The sequence below is a fragment of the Streptomyces sp. A1136 genome (genome assembly GCF_004795055.1).
Lineage (GTDB): Bacteria > Actinomycetota > Actinomycetes > Streptomycetales > Streptomycetaceae > Streptomyces.
In genome coordinates this window covers 85,999-108,282 of the sequence record NZ_SSBJ01000018.1, presented here as the reverse complement: position 1 = coordinate 108,282, position 22,284 = coordinate 85,999, and the positions used below count along the sequence as shown (strand labels likewise).

Genomic DNA, 22,284 nt, shown 5'->3' with positions numbered 1-22,284 from the left:
TTGCTGCGGCGCTGGGGGGTCAGTCGACGGCGGGCAGCTCCGGGCGGCGGCTGGCCGTGTGGTGCTGCTGGGTGAGCCAGGCAATCGCGTCGGCCGGCGGCAGCAGCCGCATGTACTCGCCCTGCGCGTCGTTGATCACGCCGCCCTTCACGGGCAGCAGGGTGTAACGGATTCCGCCGAAGATGTAGGTGTTGGTCCGGCTGACTTGGGCGGTCGGTATGTGCACGTGGCCCTACCCCTTCTCGGGCTGCGGAGCCGGTTGCGGCGGAGGTTGCGTTCCGCAGGTACAGGGCTCGTGCCTGACTGACTGGTACGGCTTGCCGTCAGCGCCGATGCAGTTGACTGTCACGAGCCTCGGCGGGTGGCCGCAGCCGCTCACCGGACCGTGCCCGCCGTGCTCGGTGGCGGGGCCGGGACGGCGGCGGCCGGGCAGCGGCAGGTCCAGAAGCCGCAGAGGCCGCAGGCGTCGTCGGCCGCGCGGACCGGCAGGTTGAAGAACAGCAGCGGGGGCCGGACGTAGTTGGGGGCCATCTCGGCGAGGGTGCGCCGGGCCCGGCGCCCTGCGGGGATCCGGGCGTCGTCCCGTTCGGCCATCGTGAGCAGCAGGGTGCCGAGCTGGTGGAGGGAGTCGGTCTCGTCCCGTTCGTATCCGCGGGAGTCGTCCTCGCGGCGGATGTCGTCGATCTTTCCGGCGCGGGGGGTCAGGGTGGCGGTCATGCCGCGACCTCCCATCCGGTACGGGCGCGACGGGCGGTGCGCACCACAGCCAGCTTGGCGGCGAGCTCGGCGATCCGCTCGTTCTGCTGACTCAGGAGCTCGGCTTGGTGCGGCATGCCGCCGCTCCTGGTCGGCATCCTGCGGGCCTCGCTGCCCAGTTCTACGGCGAGGGTCGCGAGCTCGCTCCACTCCTGGTCGCTGGCCTCGTCGGCGGTGATTGCCGCCTTGAGGCGCTGGGCCTGGAGGACGCGGAGGGTGGCGAGCTCGCTGCCGCTGCGGCCGCCGCGGACCAGGTCGTCGATGCGGTCGTTGCCGTCGCCGTCGCGCAGGGCCAGCTCCTCGCACGCCGAACGGACAGGGCAGCCGTGGCAGAAGCGGATCGCCTCGGCGCGCTGCGCCTGCCAGGTGGATGCCGGCTCGCCGTCGGCCCGGAAGAAGAGGTCGGGGTCGGCCTGTACGCACTTGGCGCCGGCGTCGATCGCGGCCTGGAGTACCGGACGCCGCATCCGGCGGGCCTGAGTGGATGTCATCCTGTGCATGTGCGTTTCCCTTTCCGGAGGGGATTGCAAAGACGAACCCCCGGGCTTAGGCCCCCGGGGGTTCGTCGCTGTGTGACTGCTGTACGAGCAGCCACGGCCCCGGCCGCCCCGTCGTGCGGGGCGGCCGGGGCCGTGATTGATCGTGCGGAGGTTCAGCAGGCGGGGCGCTCGGGGTGGAGCGTGGCCATCGGGGCCGTCCGGCCGTCCAGCGGGGCATCACCGGCGGGCCGCCGCCCGCGGGCCTTGTCGATGGCGGCGACCCGGGGCAGTACCGCGTTCCAGTCGGCTACGCGTCCGGCCGGCGTGCGCTCAGCACGAGCCCGGAGGGTCTGGTCTGTCTGGGGGCTGAATGCCTTCGGCAGCACGGTGGTTGGGCGCCGGGCGGCGGTCTCGGCGCCGCCATCCTGGAGGCGCTGCTGCCATTTCTCGTACGTGACGTCGACGGTGACCAGGCGGTTGCTGCCCTGGCAGCGGACGGCCGTGTCCTTGCCCGCACGGCCGGTATCGTGCGGGACCAGTTTCTGCCGGCGGCCCTGGATGCCGTTGATCGGCACCCAGGTCTTGCAGTCGGGGCAGATCAGCGACGCACAGGCAGGGTGCAGGTCGTACTGGTGGGGGCGGAGGGTGGAAATGGCGAGAGCCGGGCGGCCGTTGATGTTCCGGGAGCGGATCCGGCTCTTCCGGGGGCGGGCCGTGTGCCCGATGGTGGCAGCAGACATCTTGACTCCTCGTGGGTGGAGGGGCAGAGGGAGCGTGTTGCGGTGCTCTCTCCGCCCTCCAGGCCGCTCGGCAGAAGGCCGGCTTCCCGGAGGACGGACAGCGCATCAGCGCTTTGTTACGTGCGCAGTCGTCGTGCTTTCGGCCCGGGGGAGTTTGATGAAGCTCTCGACCCCGACCGTCCAAACTGGTCGGACGACGTACTGCGGTCCTGCAAAAGGTCGGCGTTGAGGGGATCTACGCGCTGGTGCCCGCGAGGGGCGCAACGCCTGCCGCGGGGGTGTCAATGCGCCACATCGTCACCCGGGCCTGGACCTTCAAGGGCAGGCCGCGCGGGGTGCTGGTGCTCAAGCGGCCTGCACATCCCCGCGCCGTCAAGACGGCCGCGGGCACCGACTTGCCCGTCCGGACGGAGGACACGAGCGCGACGGGGACCGGGAAAGGGATGGAGCCGTAGCGGTGCGGGCGGGAGTCGGCGGGGACCGGGCCGAAGACGCGGTCGGTCTCCTTCGCCTCAGGCTCGCCCGCCAGCCGGCGGATCAGCTCGGCGACGTGGGCGGCGGTCTTCGGGGCGTGCTCGGCGATGCCGAGGATCACGTCGGCCTGGAACTCCAGGCGCTTCGCCTGCTGTTCGGCCGGCTCGTTCAGCGGGGCCAGCCAGTCAACCGGCCTCACGCCGGTCAGCAGCTGCAGCTGGCGCAGGACCTCGACCTGTTCCAGCCCCTGCGGGTGGGTCGTGCGGCTGCGGGCTGCGAAGATGGTGTTCACGGGTCGTTCTCCTCAGATGTGGACGGCCTGTGCGCGGCTCTCCGGGTCTCTGCCAAGACCACCCGGAGGGCCGTTTTTGGCATGGCGGTGCCGTCGTTGAATGCACGGGTAGCCAAACCATGGGTAGCCCTTCCGGTACCCCGGGTTAGAGCTATCGGTAATGATGAGACCACCCCGACATGCCGCGCGTCAAGACTGACGCGCCATTAGAGATAGCTATATAGTGATGGCGTTGGATGCTTAGAAAGGCGGCCTGAATGCCCGTTTCGTACCGCGAGATCGCTGCTGCGCTCCGGCAGCAGATCTCTGATGGGCGGTATCAGCCGGGAGACAAGCTGCCCATGCTGACCGAGCTTCAGGAGCAGTACGGGGCTGGCTACCAGACCGTCCGCAGCGCGATCCAGCTGCTGGAGCAGGAAGGGCTGGTCGTCGCTGTCCGGCGGAGAGGGACGATCGTGCGTGAGCGTCCGGAGAAACGTCGAATCACGAGGTCACGGCAGGTGTACCGGGACGAGATCGGGTACTACTTCGATCCCGCCGCCCAGAACTGGGTCGCGCTGGAAACGCCCACTGTGAGGTGGGGAGTGGTCCCCGTGGACCTCGCCGCCACCATGGGGCTCAGTGTCGGCTCGGAGGTCCTCATCCGAGACCGGATCATGGGCGACCCTGACACCCGGGCCGCGATGCAGCTCGCGACCAGCTACCTGCCAGCCGACCTCGCCCGAGGTACGCAGCTCGCCGAGAGCGACACGGGCCCGGGCGGCATCTACGACCGGCTCGAAGAGATGGGGCACGCCCCGCTCGCCTGGAAGGAAGCGGTGTCCGCCCGGATGCCGTCCCCGGAGGAGGCAGAGTCGCTTGGCCTCCCGGCCGACGTCGGCGTTCCGCTGCTGCGCGTCATCCGCGTCACCCGGTCCTCGACCGGCCAGGTGGTAGAGATCAACGACACCCGGATGTCGGCCGAGCTCTTCGAGATCGGCTACGACATCGAACGCGACGGCAGCGCCCAGGCCGGCGCAGAGTCCGCACCGGTCTAGACCCTAAGGAGAGCCAAGATGAGCCGTTCACCGTAGAAAAAAAGAGGACGGCCGCCCTGGTTGCACAGGACGGCCGTCAAGCGACTCCCCAGCCGGCAAGCATCCGGAGTCGTGGTTCAGCGCGGTGACCGCGCTGGGTGCCTGGACCATCAGGCCCATCGGTCACCTACCCAACAGCATAGACAACGACTCCCGGGCAAGCCCAGACAGGCTTGCCCAGTGGCCTGAGTCACACAGTTGATCAGCTGATCCACGGCTCCCTGAAACAAGGGACCGTATGTGTCACACCTGAACAAGGCCGCCGCGGCGGCTGCACCCCGCCCAACCCACCGGCCTCCCAGCCCGCCCGCGCCCGCTGCGGCGCGCTCTGGCTTGCCCGGTGCCGGCCTGCCCACGCGGCGCGGGAATGGGCAAGCCCGTGACCTGGGCCTTCCGAGCAGCGGGCAAGCCTTCGGGCAAGCCCACATGTGGAGAGTTCACGGCACAACATCCACTAGGAGGTGTGCCGTGCACGTACCTGTGCACCCCGGATCCGGAGCGATCCGTCCCACCGCCCTCATCCCGGGAGGAGCGGTATGCGCCACGATCTGATCCCCCGGGTCGTCAGCGCGGCCGCCATCGACTGGATCAAGTTCGACGCCCTGCTCGCACGCGACGGCAGTGTCGAGCCTGTCGACAAGGCGCTCTACGCGGCCATCGCCTCCTTCGCCGACCAGGGCACCCGCGAGACCGACGACGCCCCGGACGCCGACGACATCCCCACCCGCAAGGTGCTCGCCCGGTGCATCGGGCGGTCGGTCGACACCGTGGACCGGTCGACGAAGCGCCTGGAGGACAAGGGGCTGCTTGAGGTCGAGCGGCGCCCGGACCCCAACAACCCGCGGGTGAACATCCCCAGCCTGTACCGGCTGCTCGACCACGAGCGGTGGGACGAGCGCGCCGCCGCCCGGGCCCAGAAGCGGCAGGCCGAGCGGGAGGCGAAGGCTGCCCGAAGGGCGAAGCAGCAGGCCAGCAGCCCTAAGGAGGGTGGCCGCATGGATGCGGCTACCCCTGACGAGGGGGTGGCCGCACTGGTGCGGCCAGGGGGGCCGCATGGACGCGGCCAGGGTGGCCGCACCAGTGCGGCGGTTCCTTCTTCTCTTAAAGAATCTCTCTCTCAAGAGGGGGGTGCGCTTGTTGCGGCACCCGTTGAGGGTGGTGCTGCCGTGACGGAGAGAGAGACCTCGGCTGCGCCGGAAAACCGCGGGGCGGTTCCCGCTCAGCGGACGGCGGACGACGAGGCAGACCAGGTCGTCGCCGCCTACCGGAAGGTGCTCCGCCGGCCGATCACCAGCAAGGCCCTCGGTACGATCCGCTCCGCGGCCGCCGACCTGCTGGCTGACGGCTTCCCCGCCTGGTGGCTGTGCGACCGGGTGCGGGAGATGGCTCCGCGCGGATGGACCGACCTGCACAAGCACGCCGATCGCTCCACCGCTCCGACCGAGCAGAGCGCCGCTGCTGCCGAGTGGTGCGGCGACTGCGGCCAGCACGACCGCAAGCGCTTCAACGACCAGTACGAATACGTGGACTGCTGGACTTGCAGCCCGATCGCCCTCGCCGGAGTAGCCCAGTGAAGGAACTCGAACTCCCCGAGCAGCGGGGCGGCCTCGATGGCGCCGCCCCGCCGCACGACCTCAACGCCGAGATGGCGGTCCTCGGCGCGATGCTGATGTCCAAGGAGGCCATTGCCGAGGCCGTCGAAGTCCTGAAGCCGGAACACTTCTACAAGCCGGCGCATGCGACGATCTTCGAGGCCACGGTCGGGATGTACCTTCGAGGCGAGACTGCCGACCCAATCACGCTCTCTGCCCTGCTCACGCAGCGGGGCGAGAGCGCCCGGGTCGGAGGCAGTGCCTACCTCTTCACCCTGACCGGCTTCATGTTCGGAGTCGGCTCCGTCAGGTTCTATGCAGAGATCGTCCGCGAGACGTGGTCGGTGCGGCAGGTCATCATCGCCACCCGCACCACATTGAACACAGCACTGCGCGGCGAAGGCACGGCCAGTGAGCTAGTAGCCGCGCAGCAGCAGGCTCTGCTCGCCGCAATCGACGAAGATGAAGACGACAGCCTGGGCCTGCTAGGCCCGGCGCTGGAGGACTTTCACGACGACTACGAGGAGCGGGCCGCCAACGCCGGCAAGCTCAGCGGAGTCAGCACCGGGTTCGCTGACCTCGATTCCCTCACGGGTGGCTTTCAGCCTGGACAGCTCATCGTCGTTGCGGGCCGCCCGGCGATGGGCAAGTCGACGTTGGCCATGGACTTCGTGCGGGCCTGCTCCTTGCGGGACAGACAGCCTGCAGTGTTCTTTTCCCTGGAGATGGGCCGCCGGGAGATCACCCGGCGCGTGATCTCGGCCCAGGCTCGGGTTCCGCTGCACCACATTAACCACGCGATCCTGCCGGACGAGCTGCGGGCCAAGGTCGACCGGACGACAGCGGAGCTGATGGACGCTCCGATGTGGATCGACGACTCAGCCGGGCTGAACCTGGTCACCATCACAGCCAAGGCCCGAAAGCTCCACGAGCGCCACGGGCTGAAACTCGGGGTCATCGACTACCTGCAGTTGATGCAGTCCGGCGCCGGGCGGCGACCGGAAAGTCGGCAGCAGGAAGTCGCCGACATCTCCCGGGGCCTCAAACTGCTCGGCAAGGAACTGGGGATTCCCATCATCGCCCTCTCCCAGCTCAACCGAGGCCCCGAGAACCGTACGGACAAGAAGCCGGTCGTCTCCGACTTGCGGGAGTCCGGTGCCATCGAACAGGACGCGGACATGGTGATCCTGCTGCACCGCGAGGACGCCTACGAGAAGGAATCGCCACGCGCGGGCGAAGCCGACCTCATCGTTGCCAAACACCGCAACGGCCCAACCGCCACCATCACGACCGCGTTCCAGGGCCACTATTCGCGCTTCGTTGACATGGCCAGCACCTGAGGAGGTCCAGATGGACAACAAGGAATACTCGACCGGCCTCAGCGAGCTGCGGGCCGTACGCGACGAACTCAAGCCCCTGGAGCGCGAGCTGTCCCAGCTCCAAGCCAAGGTCGGCAAGCTACGCGACCGCCGGGCCGAGAAGATCCGCGAGCTCGGCGGGTACGCGAAGGCCACCTCGGACCGGATCGCGACGGCCGCCGGCCTCGGTGTGATCGACATCGTGGCCCTGGTGCCCTCTCTGGCCCCTCAGGGCGCCCCTGGGGCGTCCGGAGAGCCTCCCGCAACCGAAACCGTCGCCGGTGATCAGCTGGCCGCTCAGGCGCCCGCAGAGCCGATCAAGGAAACGACCGCGGCGCCGAGGCCGGACGAGCCCCAGACCATCGAGCCGTCCGGAACCGTCGCTCGTCTCGGCCCCGCGCCCGCCGTCGGCATCTCCGTGCCAGAGGTGCTCGCCGAACCCGAGCAGGCCGAGGCCGCTCCGGCTCCCGCTGCTGCAGGGGTTGGAGAGGCCGAGCGCGTCCTTCCCTCGATTCCCGAAGGCGCCGAGGGCGACCGGTGGTTCCACGCAGAGCCCGGCCTCGCGTCGAAGCGGCCGAACTTCCGGCAGGCAGTGCGGCAGATGGCCTTTCTCGACACCGGCACTGGCGTGCTGGTGTGGCAGGGCGGCACGGTCCGCCTCGACCTCGGCCAGGCGACGGTGTCGGAGATCCTGACCGCCGTCTACGCCGTCCCCAGCACTGACTCCATCGAGCGGATCTACGTCACCGCGGGCGACCCGTGGCACCAGGGCGCCGAGCGGCACGAGTTCCTGAAGGACGCCGTCGCCGCCTGGCTGAACGGCCCGCTCCCGGAGGGCTGGACGGTGGAGTCCTCGCGCGGCAAGGACCGGCAGGCCGGCCACCTGGTCCACCCCCGCAACCCGGTGGGCCGCTGGCAGCACGGTGACCAGCACACCGAGATCCGCAGCGTGGGTGAGTGGTTCGACCCCGAGGGCGCCGACCCGGCGACCGTCCGCGCGGCGTTCGTCGAGTTGTGGAAGGCACTGCGGCCGCACTTCGAGGACGTGGTCCTCATGGGCTCGCCGTCGCAGACCGGTCGGGACCTGTGGTCGCGGACCATTCCGACGAAGGCCGGCGCGAAGTGGGCGGACGGCTTTCCCGTGATGTCCCAGGAGATCCGTGGCCTGCTCCACGCCACCGCCGGCCAGGGCCGTACTGAGCTGATCACGCCGCCGCGTGTGCCGGAGCGGGTGCCCGGCTGGTACGAGGTCGACCGCACCTTCGCGTACGCCAAGCACACCTGGGCGTCCGGTGTCGGCGTGCCGCAGCGGATCACTGCCGCCCGCTTCGCGGCCATGAGCGAGAAGGAGCAGAGCAACGCCCTGTTCGCGCCGTCGCACTGGCAGGTGCGGGTCACGGTCCCGAAGGACTGGACCCACGTCGGCCTGCTCCCGGCCCCGGCGCCCGGGGAGCGGGCCTGGCACTACCCGTACGAGGGCGGCCGGACCTTCACCACCTGGGCGGGCGGCGCCGAGGTCAACCTGGCGCTGCGCAACCCGGTCGCGCCGTGGCGGATCGAGATTCTCGACGGCCTGCTGTGGGAGTCCGGCGACCCGCTCAAGAGCTGGAGCACCAAGCTGCGCGAGGCCTGGCAGGCTCTGCGCGCGACCGCCGAGATCCACGGCGACGAGCAGCAGAGGCAGGCATGCCGCCTGGCCTCCCGTGCGGTGCGCAGCATCCTGCTGTACGGGATCGGTACGTTCGCACAGCGCCCCCGGATCACGACCGGCTCCCTGGAGCTGGGCGTCGGCGGCGCGGTACCCGACCTGCCGGACGGTGCTCGGCTGACGGGCATCACGGACACGCACGTAACCTGGGAGCGCAACCAGGGGTTCGCGCGGGACCAGTACGCCCACCCGGAGTGGGCGGCCGGGGTGTGGTCGGCGGCCCGGGCCGCGCTGCTGTCGGTGAGCACCAGCTCGAAGGACCCCGCGACCGGGAAGCCGTTGAAGGCCGGTGCGCTGCACCTCCCACCCGGGAGCATCCTGGCGTTCCGCACCGACGCCATCTACACCTCGGCCTCGGTCGCGGCGGATTGGCCGTACGGCGGTGAGCCGGGCGACTACCTGCTCAAGGGCCGCATGCCCTGGGAGCAGACCACCCCGCGCACCGACGAGGAGTTCTACTACCTGCAAGGGCTGGGCCGTCAGGCCTACGAATCGGAGGGCATGTGAGCAGCGCCGACGTGGTCTGGGGCGGGCAGTGGGAGCACCCGGCCTGTGGAGCCTCGGGAGAGGCCATGTGGGAGGACGAGACGACCGTCGACTCCGGGCACGACTGCGGCCGGGAGGGAGCGGTGGTGTGGAGCGCGGAGTGGCGCTGCCACGGCTGCAGCGACGAGGGCGACGACCAGTTCGAGGACGACAGCCCGGCGTACGCCGACCACGAGTGTGCCGCCGAGGCCGAGGAGGCGGCCGCGTGACGCCGCGCAGGAGGAGGCCGGCAGGCGGCCGGGGCGCGCAGCGCAACGAGGCCGCCCGGCTCACGTCGGAGCTGGAGCGGGCCGGGTTCAGCCGGAAGCAGGTCGGCGAGATCCTTGGCCGCAACCCGTCGCTCGTCAGCCAGTTCTTCACAAAGAACAAGGGCGCTTCGATGGTCGAGGCCCTGCGGGCCGTGGTCCAGGAGGTGCAAGCCGGCGGCCCGCGGGACATCGCGAGCCTGAAAGCTTTGGCCGCCGGACACGTTCAACCGCGGCTCAACAGGGAGGGCTACAAGGCCCGGGTACGCGGCAAGACCCGGGTGCGGGCCGAGCGAACGGTCAAGGACACCAAGGGCAAGCCGGTCATTGGTCCCGACGGCAAGCCGGTCAAGGCCTGGTCCTCGTCCCTGGCCAAGGCAGGCAAGCAGCACATCGCCTCCGGCGCGAGCCGGCTGCGGCCGGTGGTGGACGACGCCGCCGCCAACGGCGGGAAGATCGCCTTCACCGTCCGCGCCCGCAAGGGCGCCTTCAAGCACGACGCTGGCCGCCGGGCCGACTCCCCCGGTGTCCGCCGCTACGTGGTCCAACGGCGCGACGGAACCGAGGAGCGCGCCTACGCCGACAACCGCGGCGGCCCGGGATCTGGTGAGGAGGGTTTCGACGGCGCCGAGTTCAAGGCCCTCGTCGACGCGGCCGGTGGCGACGTCGCGGCCGCCGTGCAGAAGTGGCTCGTCGACACGGACAAGATCGAGCCTGGTACACCGATCGTCGGGCTGGAAATCCGTGGCTGGAAGCCGCAGGACTAGACGGGCTTCTCGCCCCCGGAGCGTCTGCTCCGGGGGCGAGGCCTTTAGCCGGCCGGATCGTTTTTCAGCTGGAACAACTTCTGGGCGTATTTCTGCGGGTCGGCGACCGCCGGCTGGAACGTCGCCAGCTCCCCGTCCCAGAAGTCCAGGTGCTCCTGCGGAAGAGCCAGCCGGTGCAGCTCGCCCTCGACCTTGCGGATCCAGCCAAGTTCCTCCAGGAGCATGAGTGCGACGTCCACGGCGTAGACATCCATGCCAGCCGCGTCTGCGATGGCCCAGTCGTCCACCTCGACGTACAGGTCCTCGTGGCGGCATTGCGAGGTGACGAGCAGCTCGTAGAGGCAGGCTCGTGCCAGTTCGGGGAGATCCGATCGCCGGAGCGCAGCGAGGCACTCGGCGTACCTCTCGGATTCCTCGGGCCGAACGGTCCGCCGAGCGATGGGACCCGCAGACTGCGCGCGCAGCAGTTGCGTGTACTTCACGCCTGTGGCCTTCTGGGTTGCGCGGGCGCGCCGTGCGGCTGTGCTCTGGTGCTTGGGCATCGTTTCTCCCGGCGCCGGCCTTCCCACGCTGAACGCCGACTTGAGAACGCCAGGTCGGATCGCGGGCCTCGGAAGACCTTGGCCGTTCACCGACCGGCGGCGTGGTCACCAGGTCTGTGGCGGTGGGCGGTGCGCGTCCAGCCGCGAGGACTGTACCGCGGTGGCGTGTTCGTGCTGGGTATGGCACGCACCAAGGGGGGCCACCACCCCAACCCATCCAAATGCATTCACTTGAAATGCATTCAAGGAGGATGCATACTCGTGTGGCGGGGCAACGGCACCTCACAGACCACGGGGTCGGCGTATGACCTGACCGGAGGTCCAACTCCGCATCCTCGTACCAGGCGTGCTTGGACCGCTCGCCGTGTGGGTCGGCATCCTCCCCTGCACCTGCGACGTCGTCCGGCTCTCCCGGAACACCCGCACCTGACCCACCGCGCCCGCGAGCCGCGACGAACGGAGCAGTAAATGACCGACTTCCCGCCCTCCGCCGACACCGCCTACATCAACGCCCCCCATGTCCAGGAGGAGACCGAGGAGCTCCTGCGCCTGCGACGTGCGGGCCGGATCAGCGACCGGGACTGGCTGCTGCGCCACGCGGCCCTAACCGACCGGCAGGCCCGGGGCGCCGATCCCGCAGACAGCAAGGTGCAGACCGCACTCCAGCGGAGCGTCGACAAGCTCATCGCCTTCGACACCGCGAACGCCACGACGGCCGGCCCCCTCGCCGCCGACGACCCCGCCTGGGCGGCCGACCCCCGCGGCTACATCCGCCAGGAGTACGCGCTCTGGGCCGCCAGGAATACGCGGCCGTGACCGCCGGAAGCATCCCGACCATCCGGTGCGACTACACCGGCGAGACCGGGGCCGGCGACGGCGATGCCGAATGCGACCGCGAATGGTTCGCACCGGTCCCGATGCCCCACCACCGGGCCCTCCGCGCCTGGCTGCGCGCACGCGGATGGCGCAGGCTGCGCGACGGCCGCGACCTCTGCCCCGACCACGCCCACCGCTCCTCCCACCCGACCGCCTCCCGGCCCCAGGGCCCGGAACCCGAGAGCAAGGCGAGCCCATGACCGAGACCCGCACCGCTCCCCCACCGCTGCGACCCCACCAGAGCGAGGCCCTGGCCCGCACGATCGAGGAACTCACCCCCCGCTCCCCCGCCGAGCCCCCGGCCACCGGCCTGCGCACTCAGGTCATCATGGCCACGGGCAGCGGCAAGACCCTCGTCGCCGTACGCGCCGCCGAGCAGGTCGGCGGGGACCGCGTCCTGGTCCTGGTCCCCTCCCTGGACCTCCTCGACCAGACGGCCCGTGCCTGGCGGGACGGCGGCCGCACCGGCGCCTTCGTCGGCGTCTCCTCCCTCGACGACCACGAAACCGGGTTCCCGCACACCACCGACCCGCACGCCCTCGTACAGCTCACCGCCCACGACCGCCGTGTCACCGTCTTCGCGACGTACGCCTCCCTCGGCAACGGAATCCTGGAGGCCGCGCACGAATCGGGCCTGCCCTCCTGGGGGTTGATCGTGGTGGACGAGGCGCACCGCACCAGCGGACGAGCGGGCAAGCCCTGGGCCGTGGTCCACGACAACACCCGGATCCCGGCCGCCGCGCGCCTCTACATGACCGCCACCCCCCGCATCTGGGCCGCCGGCGACGGTGACGAAGAGGACGGCGAGCTCGTCGCGTCCATGACTGACGACCCCGACGGCCTCTTCGGCCGCGTCGCCTACCACCTGCCGCTGGAGACCGCGATCGAACGGGGCATCGTCGCGCCGTACCAGGTCGTGGTCGTGGATGTGCAGGACCACCAGCTCAACGCCGCGATGCTGGCCGCCGACGAAAGCTCCGACGCGGTGCGCGGCCTGCGGCTCGGCGCGCTCCAGGCGGCCACCCTCAAAGCCGCCGAGGAAGAGGGCCTGCGCCGCGTGCTCTCCTTCCACCAGCGGGTCTCCGAGGCGGAGGCCTTCGCCGCCGGCCTACCCGACAAGGCCCGCGAACTCCACCGCCAGGGAGGCGGAACGGCCCTCTCCGAGGACGCTGCCGTGTGGGCGCAGTGGCTGCACGGCGAGCACAAGCCGGCCCACCGGCGCCGTGTCCTGACCCAGTTCGCAGCCGGCCTGACCAACAGCGGGCAGGACGCGCGGCTCTCGCTCATCGCCAGCGTGAAGGTCCTCGGCGAAGGCGTCGACACCCGGGAATGCGACGGTGTCGTCTTCTGCGACGTCCGCGGCTCAATGCCGGACCTGGTCCAGGCGGTCGGCCGCGCGCTGCGCATGCACCCCGGCGAAGGAAAGATCGCCACCCTCGTCGTGCCGGCCTTCCTCGCCACCGGCGAGACCCCCGAGACCATGCTCACCTCCCCCGCGTACGCGGGCCTGGCCAAACTCCTCGCCGCGCTGCGCGCCCACGACACCCGCATCGAACAGCTGACCAACCCGGGCGCATCGACCCCCGCAGACACCGGCAACCCCGGCCCCGTGCCCGCCGTCAAGGGCGGTACCCGGGACGACGAACAGCCCACGGTGAGCGTGCCCGCCCGCGAGCTCCTACGGTTCTCACAGCCGCGCGACGCGAACCAGCTGGCCAGCTTCGTGCAGCTGCGGGTCCTCAACCCGGAGCGGGTCCAGTGGCGCCGGGGTATCCAGGCCGCCCAGCGCTATCTCGCCGAGCACGACGACCTCCGCGTCCAGTACGGCTTCCGGACACCCGACAACTGGTCCCCCGCCGGCTTCCCGCTCGGCGTCTGGATCGCCGACTGCCGCCGCCACTACAAGGCCGGCAATCTCGATGGCGACCGGATCGTGCAGCTGGAGAAGCTCGGCATCCTCTGGAGCATCTTCGACGCCCGCTTCGACGAGGGCCTGGCCGCGGCCACCGCCTGGGCCGCCGAATCCAGCGTCGGCCTGGCCGCCCCCGTGGACGCAGCCTTCGACGGCTACCCGGTCGGACGGTGGTTGAAGAACCAGCGCGCGGCCGCCCGCAGGGCGCAGGCCCCGCTGTCCCCGGAGCGCCGTGCCGCCCTCGCCGAGATCGACCCCGGCTGGTGCCCGGAGTGGAGCATCGACTGGCAGCGGGCCTTCCGTCTCGCTCAGCGTCACGTGAACGCTGGCGGTGCGCTCCCGGCCGGTCCCGAAGTCCTCATCGAGGACGGCGAGGATCTCGGCCGGTGGACCGCCGCGCAGCGCCAGGCATTCGGGAAGCTGACGGGGGAGCAGCAGGAGCTGCTCGCCGAGCTCGGCATCACGCCGGATCCCGCGCCCGCCAAGCGGACCCGGGAGGAGCTGTGGGCGCACAACCTGCGGGCCGCTGCACAGTACCGGGCCCGAGTCGGCAACCTCGACGTACCGCGCAGCCACGCCGAGGAGGTCGACGGTGAAGCCGTGCGGCTCGGGGCGTGGATCAGCCAGCAGCGGGTCAAGGCCGGGAAGTTGTCGGTCCAGCGGGTCGAGGAGCTGTCGGCCCTGGGCATGCGCTGGTCGTAGAGGAGAGCAGCGCCCGGTCGTCACGCCTGGGCGTTGAGAGTGGGCGGCCTCTCTGATCCGAAAGACCGCCCGCTCTCGGCGTGCTCTCCATTGGGGAGCTTGCGGCATAGCGCACGCCGCCGAAGGTCTCAATCTGACTATTCGGGCAGATGTTCAGAAAAGCGACGCCCAGAATGGGCCCTACAGCAGACGAACTTGGCGTGCCCGGTATGGATCGACCTGCGATCACCTGCTAGGCCCGCAGGCGGTCTCTGGTGGCCTTTTCGGTCATCGAGCCGCCCTCCCATTACTGGGAATGAGGGACTTGGACAACTCGGGTGCTCAGAGTCCGCGTCCTCAGAGACTCCCCTTGGCCCCGACTCACCGAGAGGATCGGTGGTGTGAGCCCACTGGGGCCGGGGCCCTGTCAGACCCGGCCCCTACCCTGCCCGCATGGAGCGCGAGATCAACATTTCTGGGGAACCGGTGGCGACCAAGATCTGCCGCGAGTGCAAGAAGCCCTACAAGCCGCTTAGGAACGGGATGTGCCAACCCTGCTACAGGCGGGCGGCGAAGTACGGATCTGCGATCTATGTCCGTGACGAGGTCGAGGACATCACCGTTGCGTGGGTTCAGGAGAAGTGCGCAGAGATTGGGGACTGCCTGGTGTGGAGCGGAACGGTCGGCAAGGAGGGGCGGCCACAGACGAGCGACCGACGGTCGTATCGAGAGGAGGGCACGACCCGCCAGATCGCGCTCCACCGCTGGATGTACGAGGAGGCGACCGGGGAGACCTTGCGAAAGGGTCAGCAGGTTCGCCAGACCTGTGGGAACAAGCGGTGCTTAACCCCCGGTCATCTTGAGGTCTCTGTACCCCGGCAGGGTAGAGCGCCGCTGGGTGACGCGGGCAGGTACACGGGGAAGCGGAAGCGGGAAGATCACTTGGAGCGCTGTGCGAACGGGCACGATCGCACGGACGATAACACCTACCGCGATCCACACGGTCGTCTTGCCTGCCGGGAGTGTGCCTCTTATGCCCGGGCCGCCCAGCAGGGCAAGGGTTCGGACGAACACCAGTGGAGGCCTCGGAAGAGCTGGGAAGAGACGCCGGAGTGTTCCAACGGACATGTGTTCGCTGAAGTCGGCTGGTACGAGAACGGGGAGACTCGTGTCTGTCGGCGGTGCTTCGCGGAGAAGGAGCGCAAGCGGTGGCTCCGGGTGAACTACGGCATGACCTTGGAGGACTTCGAGGCATTGATGGTGACCCAGGATCTGGCGTGCGCGATCTGTTCGCGCCCCTTTGATCCGGAGACACTGTCTCCATGCGTCGACCACTCGCACGTGAGCGGTCGAGTCAGGGGGTTGCTGTGCCATCAGTGCAACCTGGGCATCGGGCATTTCGCTGAGGAGAAGACCCGGATTCTTTCGGCTGCGCGCTACCTGGAGAACGCTGAGCAACAGGAGCCGGAGCTGTGCCTGGTGGAGGATGAGGATCGAGGCGATCTATCCGGCGGCGCGGGTGCGACACCGGAAGCTACGCGCTGATGTCCTAGAGATCCGGGTCTGCTGAGTGTCGTACATGGCCAGACGGGCCAATGGGGCGTTCGGTTACAGCGAAGCGGCCGTGGTGACAGGGCTGCCCGTGGCAAAGGCGGCCACGTGCACCACGGACGCGCCTTCGGTGGGCAAGCCTCCACCCTCGTCCCTTAGGGGACGGGGCAAGCCTTCGGGCAAGCCGCCCTGAGGAAGGTGGGTGAAGATTCCCACCATCCGGTGGGGCGCGGCCGCTCACGCGCCAGCCCTAGGCAGGCCGGTGGGCGCCACGACCTGCTTCTGGAAGGCTCGTCCATGCCCGGACGTCGAAACCCGACCCGCACCCTCGCCCGGCAACGGCCGCGTCGAGGACGCCGACCTGTGCACCGTCGCAGAGGTGGGGCTGCCATCGATACCGCCCGCCTCCTGGCGGCCGCCGCGTTCGTGTCCGTCCTTGTCCCGCAGGCCCGGCAGTGGCTTCGGCTTCACGGCGCCGAGATCGGCGCCGTCGCCGTCGCGGTCCTGGCCACGGGAGCGCTGACGCTGCTACTCGTGAAGGCCGCGTGGCTCGGCATCTCCGCGTGGACCGCCCAGCGCCGGCGACCGGAGGGCTGGGACATCCGCTTCCTGGACGGTCTGCATCACAGCCAGTTCGAGGAAGCAGTGCGGGACCTGATGCGCCGCGATGGGGCCCACGACGCCGTCCGGGTGGGCGGCGCTGGCGACAACGGCGCCGACGTCAAGGGGACCGACCCGGCAGGCCGCCGCTGGGTCATCCAGTGCAAGCACCGCCGCGACGGGGCTTTCGGGGCGGCGGTCGGCACGCCGGACCTTCACGTCCTCAACGGGACCGGCCGCCCCGTTCACGGCGGCGACGTGGTCGTCCTCGTCACCAACGGCCGTTTCACCGGCCCAGCACGGGAGTTCGCACGGAGCCAGCAGCTGCACCTGGTCGACCGAGCCCTCCTGGCCGTGTGGGCCAGCGGCTCAACCCCCCTGTGGGAGCTCCTCCGCCATCTACCGGCTCCGCGGCGCCGCAGGCCGACTCCCGTTCATCGGACGCGGCAGTGACGTGCTCGGGGTGGGGCGGCGGGAGTCGTTGACCGCGGTCAGCACATTGCCGGGTGCTCGCTCGGGATGTGATGCCCAACGAGCGGTGCTGACCAGAGTTCACGAGGACTGGCCAGTGTCGCCGACACTCGGCGCCCTGGGTGCAACCACATCGCAGGGATAGTTAGTAAGGTAGGCACATGGTCACCCAAACCCCCTCCGGAGACAGGGAGAAGGTTGTCTCCAAGCTGCCGGCAGCCGTCCGGCAAGAGCTGAAAGTTCGAGCGGCGGAACACGGCATCGACATTCAGGACGCTGTGGCACAAGCCATCGAGCGGTGGATGACGGCAGACGTTACCCGGCAACCGGTCCCTGCCCCCGGGGCAGTTCCTTTCGCTACATGGTTGCCGGAGGGCGTGTGGGGCTCCCTGCGAACCTTCTGCGCCGAACAGAAGCTGCCTCTGGTCCAAGGACTCGTCCAGTCCGTGCAGCTGTGGCTGACGGACAACCCGTCCCCGCGCCACCGTCCGGTCACCGGTATCCCCCAGCGCAAAGTGATCTGTAACCAGAAAGGCGGAGTCGGTAAAACCGCCGTTGCTGCGGGCATTGCCCAGGCCTACGCAGAGGCCGGCCTCCGCGTACTCCTCGTCGACTACGACCCTCAGGGCCACCTGACGGACCAGCTGGGCATGCCGACGATACTGCCCAGCAAGGAGCGGGACACCCTGGCCAGGCACATGTGCGGCGAAGCCGACAGCCCCATCCAGGAGTTGCTGGTGGAGGTAAGTGACCCCCGTTTTGGGGGCCGCCTCCATCTGCTGCCGGCCTGCCAGGACGCCTTCCTGCTAGACACGCGACTCGCCCTGTCCAAGCTGCGGACGAAGGAATCCGCACTGGAAAAGGCACTGCGCCCCCTGGAAGAAGACCACGACGTCATCGTCGTCGACTGCCCGCCCGCCCTGGGCACAGCCATGGACGCGGCCCTGTACTACGCACGCCGCCGCGAGGGCGAGTCCACTGGTGTGTCCGGCGTCGTGATTCCCGTTCAGGCAGAAGACTCATCCGCGACCGCCTTCGCCATGCTCAACGAGCAGATCCAGGCGATGGCGGAGGACTTCGCCATGGAGATCGAGTACCTCGGCCTCGTCGTCAACCTGTACGAGTCCCGGCGCGGTTTCGTGGCTACCTCTTCGCTGGACAACTGGGAGCAGCTGGAAGAGCCGCGGCTCCTGGCAGTCGTGGGTGACCTCAAGGAGCAGCGGGAGGCGGTCCGGCAGAAGATGCCCCTCCTGGTGTATGCCCCCGACAGTGAGCAAGCACAGATGATGCGGACGATCGCCCGGAGGATCTCGTGAGCAAGCGTGACACGTTGGGTGCCTCCGCCAGCTTTGTTCGGGCGGCCGGCAGCCGGAGTACTCGGCGTCAGATCGAGGATGACGCCTTCGGCGGAGGGGTGCCCACCAGGCTGCCTCTGAACGAGATCAGCTCCAACCCCGACAACCCTCGGGAAACACTTGGAGATCTGAGCGGCCTGGTCGCCAGCCTTGCCGAGGTTGGGCAGATCCAGGCGCTCACGGTAGCGAGGATGGACGCCTTCCTCCGTGACCGGCCGAGCCGGGAGCAAGACGTCGACCCCGAAGCCAGCTACGTCGTGATCGACGGCCACCGCAGGCTGGAAGCAGCTCGCGAGGCTGGTCTGGAATCAGTCTCTGTCCACGTCAACGATGCTCTCGCCACCACCGACCGGGCACTCCTGGAAGCGGCCTGGGTCGCCAACTTCCACCGGGAAGGACTGACAGACCTGGAGGAGGCTCACGCTCTTCAAAAGCTGGTTGAGCTACACGGTTCGCAGAGCGCGGTCGGCAGGCGCATCGGAGTGAGCCAGTCATACATCTCGCAACGGCTCTCACTTTTGGCTCTCACGGAAGAGCTGCAGGCCGACTTGCAAGCCGGCGTCCGAACCGTCGCTCAGGTTCGAAGTCTGTCGAGCCTGCCTCCGGAGAAGCAACGCGAGGCGGCCGACGCCCGCGCCCAGCAGGAGGAGGAGCGCAAGCGCAAGCGCGCGGAGTCCCCTCGGCGCAGCCCTAGTCAGCCTGAACCCCGAGCTACACCTCCTGCCAAGACCTCTGGCCCTCTGGGGGACGGGCACGAAGACCGGGCATCAACTTCCAATCCGCCAGGGCCCACCCCGGATCCGGTGGTGGTGCCCGAACCACGGGCTCCACAGGCAGAAGGCTCGGCCGAGGAAATCGACTGGGCAAGCCCGGAATCCGTGGCAGCTGCGGTAACGAGCAGACTCGACGCACACGGGGTGAAGCGAGTCGCCGAACTGCTGCTGGACACCCTCTGAGGTTAAGCAGCCAAGCCCATGTGTACCGGATCTTGGCAGTCTCGGGCCCGGACCCATTACGGCGTAATAGGTCGGTGCCCGAGACCACGCTGCTGGAGACCAGGCGCTGCCTCCTATTACGCCGTAATAGGAGGCAGCCGAGTGTGGTCTGGTGAGACTGTGATCTAGAAACCCGGATCTGGTTCGACGAAGGAGACGAACGAACGCGATGCAGCTGACTCGTACGCACCGGATACTCATCGGCGTCGTAGTAGCCGGAGCTGTGGTCATCGCGGGGATCGGTTTCGCCGGTTCGTACGCTGCGGTCCGCGCGCTCGCCGTCAAGAAGGGCTTCGGCGACTTCTCCCTGGTGTTCCCGATCGGCATCGACGCCGGCATCTGCGTGCTCCTGGCGCTCGACCTCCTGCTGACCTGGATCCGGATCCCGTTCCCCCTCCTGCGCCAGACCGCGTGGCTGCTGACCGCGGCGACGATCGCCTTCAACGGTGCCGCCGCCTGGCCCGATCCGCTCGGCGTCGGCATGCATGCCGTCATCCCGGTTCTCTTCGTCGTCACCGTCGAGGCGGCCCGGCATGCCGTGGGCCGGATCGCGGACATCACGGCCGACCGGCACATGGAGGGTGTCCGCATCACCCGCTGGCTGCTGTCTCCGGTGCCCACGTTCAAGCTGTGGCGCCGGATGAAGCTGTGGGAGCTGCGGTCGTACGAGCAGGCCGTCGGTATGGAGCAGGATCGCCTCATCTACCAGGCGCGGCTGCAGGCCCGGTACGGGCGGGCGTGGCGCCGCAAGGCCCCGGTGGAGGCCCTGATGCCGCTGCGCCTGGCCCGCATCGGCGTGCCGCTCGCGCAGACCGCCTCAGCAGGACTGACCGCAGCCGGCCTGAGCCCGGTCCTGCGCTCCCGCCCCGAGCCCGCATCCGTACCCGAGCCTGTGGCTGGGCCGGAGCTGGCCCCATCGGCCGATGTGCCTGAACTGCTCCCGGTCGCAGAGCACCTTGCCGAGGACGTCGCTCCGCGAGAAGTGGAATCGTCGGCCGAGCCCGCTGCTGCAAATCCCGACGCCCGGGACGGGATTCCCGAGCCCATCCTCGTCGACCTGGCTCAGGCTGCTGCGCAGGACTTCATGGCCCTATACGGCCAGATCCCGTCCGCGGAGCAGTTCGCGGCGTACCTCGCGCGGGACCACGGCCTAACCGACCAGGACACCGGCGGCCTTCTGCCCGACGCCCTGCTGGAGCCGGTACTCGCCGAGCTCCGAGCGGCCGAACCCGAAGCGGCCATGCACAAGGCCTCCGTACCGGCGGTCGAGGAGCCGGTGACCGACGTGCCGACTGCCCCGGAACCGGCGCCGGTGTACGCGGAGCAGCTGCCCGGCGCGGGGGAGCCGCACCCCTTCTTCGGGGAACAGAGCGCCCTCCGCAGCCTGTCGGAACCGCCGGTCGAGCCAGCGCGACTGCCCGCCGGAGCGGTACCCGCGCCGACAGCGTCCGCGACGGATGCCGGCCCGACCGTACCCGCGGGCCGTTCCTTCGAGCAGCCCGTCCTCGCGGCCCCGACTGGTGCGGACAGTCAGCACTGGGTGGCTGAGGTGACCGCGTCCGGTGAGACGACCGCGCGGGTGCCGCAGCAGCAGACCGACGAGGAGCAGGTCGAGACGGACCCGATCCAGCGCGAGATCGAGCAAGTGGCCTCCTGGCTCGCCGAGGCCGAGGACACCGGCAAGCGGCTGTCCGGAGCCGAGGTCGCCCGGCGGCTGGGTGTCTCACCGAAGACCGGCCAGCGCCGCGTGCTCGATGCGCAGAAGTACCTGGAGGAGCAGCGTCGGCAGCAGGGCCGGGCGCACCTCCGCTCCGTCGGCAGCAGTTGACCGGCGTTCCGGTTAGGGCTTGGTGGCCGGTCGCCGGCCACCGTCACCGACCGGCCAGGGCAGCCGTCCGGCCGTGACCGATCGGCTCGTGACCGATCCCGGGACCGGGCCCGTGACCGATGGCCGGACCCGCCCGCTGCCGGGCCCGTGACCGAAGACCGGACCCACCCGTGACCGATGCCGGGCCCGTGACCGATGACCGATCCGGGCCCCATCGGTCACCGGTCATGACCGGTCCGCGGCCATCGGTCACCCATCCGCCACGCCCTCGCCCCCGCCTCCTGGGCAAGCCTTGGCGCCGAAGTCCCGAGGCTTGCCCACCCCCAGGGAGGCTTGCCCAGAGTTGCATGGACCGGTCACGAGGAGGCTTGCCCAACCCCCCACCAGGCTTGCCCAATCGGTCACGGGAGGCTTGCCCAGCTAGAGGGCAAGCCTCCCATCTGCGCTTTTAGGGCCGTGGGCAAGCCTTCGGGCAAGCCGGTCTGAGGAGTGTGTACGGCACGAGATCCGAAAGGAGACGTGCCGTGCACGACGCTTCGCACCCCGCCGCCGGCGGCGGGTACTTCGACCGGCTGGACGCCGACTGGGCCGCGCTGTGCGCGGACCCCGCCGTGCGCCAGGCGGTGACCGACTGGATGACCGATGGCCACCTGACCGACGACATCGCCGCCGTGACCGATTCCTGGTCCGACTCCCTGACGCCCGAGCAACTCCTCACCGCGCTCCGCCCGACGGCCGACGGCGTGACCGATCAACTGACCGACGCCGTCCTGCGGGCCCTCCTCCAGCGCGCCGCCGGCCGTGACCGATCGGCCGTCCTCGCCGGCCGCGTCATCGTCCAGGCGATGCTCCCCGCCGTCTTCCGCATCACCCGCGGCCAGGTCCGCGCGACCGGCGGCCGCACCCGTGACGCCGTCGGGCACGTGACCGTTGCCGCCCTCTACGAAGTAGCCCGCGCCGGCCGCATCCACCTCCGCCCCGGACGGCCCGCCGCCAACCTGACGCTCGACACCCTGCGGCGAGTCCTGTCCGAGCTCGCCGCCGAGCAGGGCCCGGCGGGGGAGGACCTCGCGGCCGCCGAGCAGATCGCCGACCGGGCGCCAGGCCCGTACGAGATCGCCCGCGCCCGCACCGTTCGCACGGCTGCCGCGGAAGCTGGCCTCCACACCGGTCCGGCCGACGAAGCCGAGACCGCCCCGGCTCGGGTGGAACTCCTGGAGCTCCTCCTGGATGCGATGCGCGACGGCGCTCTGTCGACCGTTGACGCGCAGGCGCTGGCCTGGCACCACATCAGCGGTGGCATCCCGGACGCCGAGGCCGCCGCCCGCGCCGGGACCACTGCCGGCGCGTGGCAGCGCCGGCGTTCGCGGGCCCTGGCCCGCCTCACAGCATCCCTCCAGCCCGAGGCCGCGGCATGAACCGGACCACCGCCCCGGCTAC

At 69.8% G+C, this 22,284-nt stretch carries 21 protein-coding genes; 15 read left to right on the top strand and 6 right to left on the bottom strand.

Translation table 11 applies throughout. The features are described 5' to 3' along the window. Positions 1-19: 19 nt before the first annotated feature. The 5 genes from E6R62_RS19115 to E6R62_RS19095 all read right to left on the bottom strand — a co-directional run bounded on the left by E6R62_RS19115 (position 20) and on the right by E6R62_RS19095 (position 2,741). Positions 20-226, bottom strand: coding sequence for a hypothetical protein (locus E6R62_RS19115; protein ID WP_136214685.1), 207 nt, complete (start codon positions 224-226; stop codon positions 20-22). Positions 227-375: 149 nt separating this feature from the next. Then, positions 376-717, bottom strand: coding sequence for a hypothetical protein (locus E6R62_RS40275; RefSeq protein WP_206308772.1), 342 nt, complete (start codon positions 715-717; stop codon positions 376-378). Further along, on the bottom strand, positions 714-1,247 hold the full coding sequence (locus E6R62_RS19105; protein ID WP_240801760.1) for a WhiB family transcriptional regulator: 534 nt from the start codon (positions 1,245-1,247) through the stop codon (positions 714-716). Before E6R62_RS19105 ends, E6R62_RS40275 begins: the two co-directional genes overlap by 4 nt. A gap of 161 nt (positions 1,248-1,408) precedes the next feature. Continuing rightward, positions 1,409-1,975, bottom strand: a complete 567-nt coding sequence (locus tag E6R62_RS19100) for a hypothetical protein (protein WP_136214683.1) — start codon at positions 1,973-1,975, stop codon at positions 1,409-1,411. Between the two features lie 235 nt (positions 1,976-2,210). Further along, positions 2,211-2,741 carry a hypothetical protein gene (locus tag E6R62_RS19095; RefSeq protein WP_136214682.1) on the bottom strand — a complete coding sequence of 177 codons (531 nt, stop codon included), beginning with the start codon at positions 2,739-2,741 and terminating at the stop codon, positions 2,211-2,213. A 257-nt stretch (positions 2,742-2,998) separates the two neighbouring features. Between E6R62_RS19095 and E6R62_RS19090 the strand changes: the two genes are divergently transcribed. From E6R62_RS19090 to E6R62_RS19070, 6 genes are all read left to right on the top strand, one after another. Beyond that, on the top strand, positions 2,999-3,778 hold the full coding sequence (locus tag E6R62_RS19090) for a GntR family transcriptional regulator (protein WP_136214681.1): 780 nt from the start codon (positions 2,999-3,001) through the stop codon (positions 3,776-3,778). Positions 3,779-4,353: 575 nt separating this feature from the next. Next, positions 4,354-5,391: a helix-turn-helix domain-containing protein gene (locus E6R62_RS39595; protein WP_168714101.1), complete on the top strand. Its 1,038-nt coding sequence runs from the start codon at positions 4,354-4,356 to the stop codon at positions 5,389-5,391. Then, positions 5,388-6,749 (top strand): replicative DNA helicase, encoded by a 1,362-nt coding sequence (gene dnaB / locus E6R62_RS19085; RefSeq protein ID WP_168714100.1) that lies wholly within the window; start codon positions 5,388-5,390, stop codon positions 6,747-6,749. The genes E6R62_RS39595 and dnaB overlap by 4 nt, the downstream gene beginning before the upstream one ends. 10 nt (positions 6,750-6,759) lie before the next feature. After that, positions 6,760-8,982, top strand: coding sequence for a Mucin-19 (locus E6R62_RS19080; RefSeq protein ID WP_136214679.1), 2,223 nt, complete (start codon positions 6,760-6,762; stop codon positions 8,980-8,982). Further along, entirely contained in the window at positions 8,979-9,230 is a 252-nt protein-coding gene (locus tag E6R62_RS19075; protein ID WP_136214678.1) for a hypothetical protein, read from the top strand. Before E6R62_RS19080 ends, E6R62_RS19075 begins: the two co-directional genes overlap by 4 nt. Next, entirely contained in the window at positions 9,227-10,033 is an 807-nt protein-coding gene (locus tag E6R62_RS19070) for a hypothetical protein (RefSeq protein ID WP_136214677.1), read from the top strand. Before E6R62_RS19075 ends, E6R62_RS19070 begins: the two co-directional genes overlap by 4 nt. A gap of 44 nt (positions 10,034-10,077) precedes the next feature. Here E6R62_RS19070 and E6R62_RS19065 read toward each other — a convergent pair whose 3' ends face one another. After that, on the bottom strand, positions 10,078-10,575 hold the full coding sequence (locus tag E6R62_RS19065) for a hypothetical protein (RefSeq protein ID WP_136214676.1): 498 nt from the start codon (positions 10,573-10,575) through the stop codon (positions 10,078-10,080). Between the two features lie 468 nt (positions 10,576-11,043). On the opposite strand from E6R62_RS19065, the gene E6R62_RS19060 reads away from it, so the two are divergent. The 9 genes from E6R62_RS19060 (at position 11,044) to E6R62_RS19020 (ending at position 22,262) form a co-directional block, all read left to right on the top strand. Continuing rightward, the gene (locus tag E6R62_RS19060) at positions 11,044-11,391 is read left to right on the top strand and encodes a hypothetical protein (protein ID WP_136214675.1); all 348 of its coding nucleotides are present in this window, start codon (positions 11,044-11,046) and stop codon (positions 11,389-11,391) included. After that, positions 11,388-11,651 carry a hypothetical protein gene (locus tag E6R62_RS19055; protein WP_136214674.1) on the top strand — a complete coding sequence of 88 codons (264 nt, stop codon included), beginning with the start codon at positions 11,388-11,390 and terminating at the stop codon, positions 11,649-11,651. The genes E6R62_RS19060 and E6R62_RS19055 overlap by 4 nt, the downstream gene beginning before the upstream one ends. Then, positions 11,648-14,065, top strand: a complete 2,418-nt coding sequence (locus tag E6R62_RS19050; RefSeq protein WP_136214673.1) for a DEAD/DEAH box helicase — start codon at positions 11,648-11,650, stop codon at positions 14,063-14,065. Before E6R62_RS19055 ends, E6R62_RS19050 begins: the two co-directional genes overlap by 4 nt. A 432-nt stretch (positions 14,066-14,497) precedes the next feature. Beyond that, positions 14,498-15,589 carry an endonuclease domain-containing protein gene (locus tag E6R62_RS19045; protein WP_136214672.1) on the top strand — a complete coding sequence of 364 codons (1,092 nt, stop codon included), beginning with the start codon at positions 14,498-14,500 and terminating at the stop codon, positions 15,587-15,589. A gap of 369 nt (positions 15,590-15,958) precedes the next feature. After that, complete coding sequence (locus E6R62_RS19040) at positions 15,959-16,648, top strand: restriction endonuclease (protein WP_240801759.1); 690 nt, start codon at positions 15,959-15,961, stop codon at positions 16,646-16,648. Positions 16,649-16,827: 179 nt separating this feature from the next. Further along, the gene (locus E6R62_RS19035; protein WP_136214670.1) at positions 16,828-17,982 is read left to right on the top strand and encodes a ParA family protein; all 1,155 of its coding nucleotides are present in this window, start codon (positions 16,828-16,830) and stop codon (positions 17,980-17,982) included. After that, entirely contained in the window at positions 17,979-18,977 is a 999-nt protein-coding gene (locus E6R62_RS19030) for a ParB/RepB/Spo0J family partition protein (RefSeq protein ID WP_136214669.1), read from the top strand. Before E6R62_RS19035 ends, E6R62_RS19030 begins: the two co-directional genes overlap by 4 nt. Before the next feature lie 208 nt (positions 18,978-19,185). Then, on the top strand, positions 19,186-20,844 hold the full coding sequence (locus E6R62_RS19025; RefSeq protein WP_136214668.1) for a DUF2637 domain-containing protein: 1,659 nt from the start codon (positions 19,186-19,188) through the stop codon (positions 20,842-20,844). Positions 20,845-21,368: 524 nt separating this feature from the next. Then, the gene (locus tag E6R62_RS19020; RefSeq protein WP_240801758.1) at positions 21,369-22,262 is read left to right on the top strand and encodes a hypothetical protein; all 894 of its coding nucleotides are present in this window, start codon (positions 21,369-21,371) and stop codon (positions 22,260-22,262) included. Positions 22,263-22,284 lie beyond the last annotated feature (22 nt).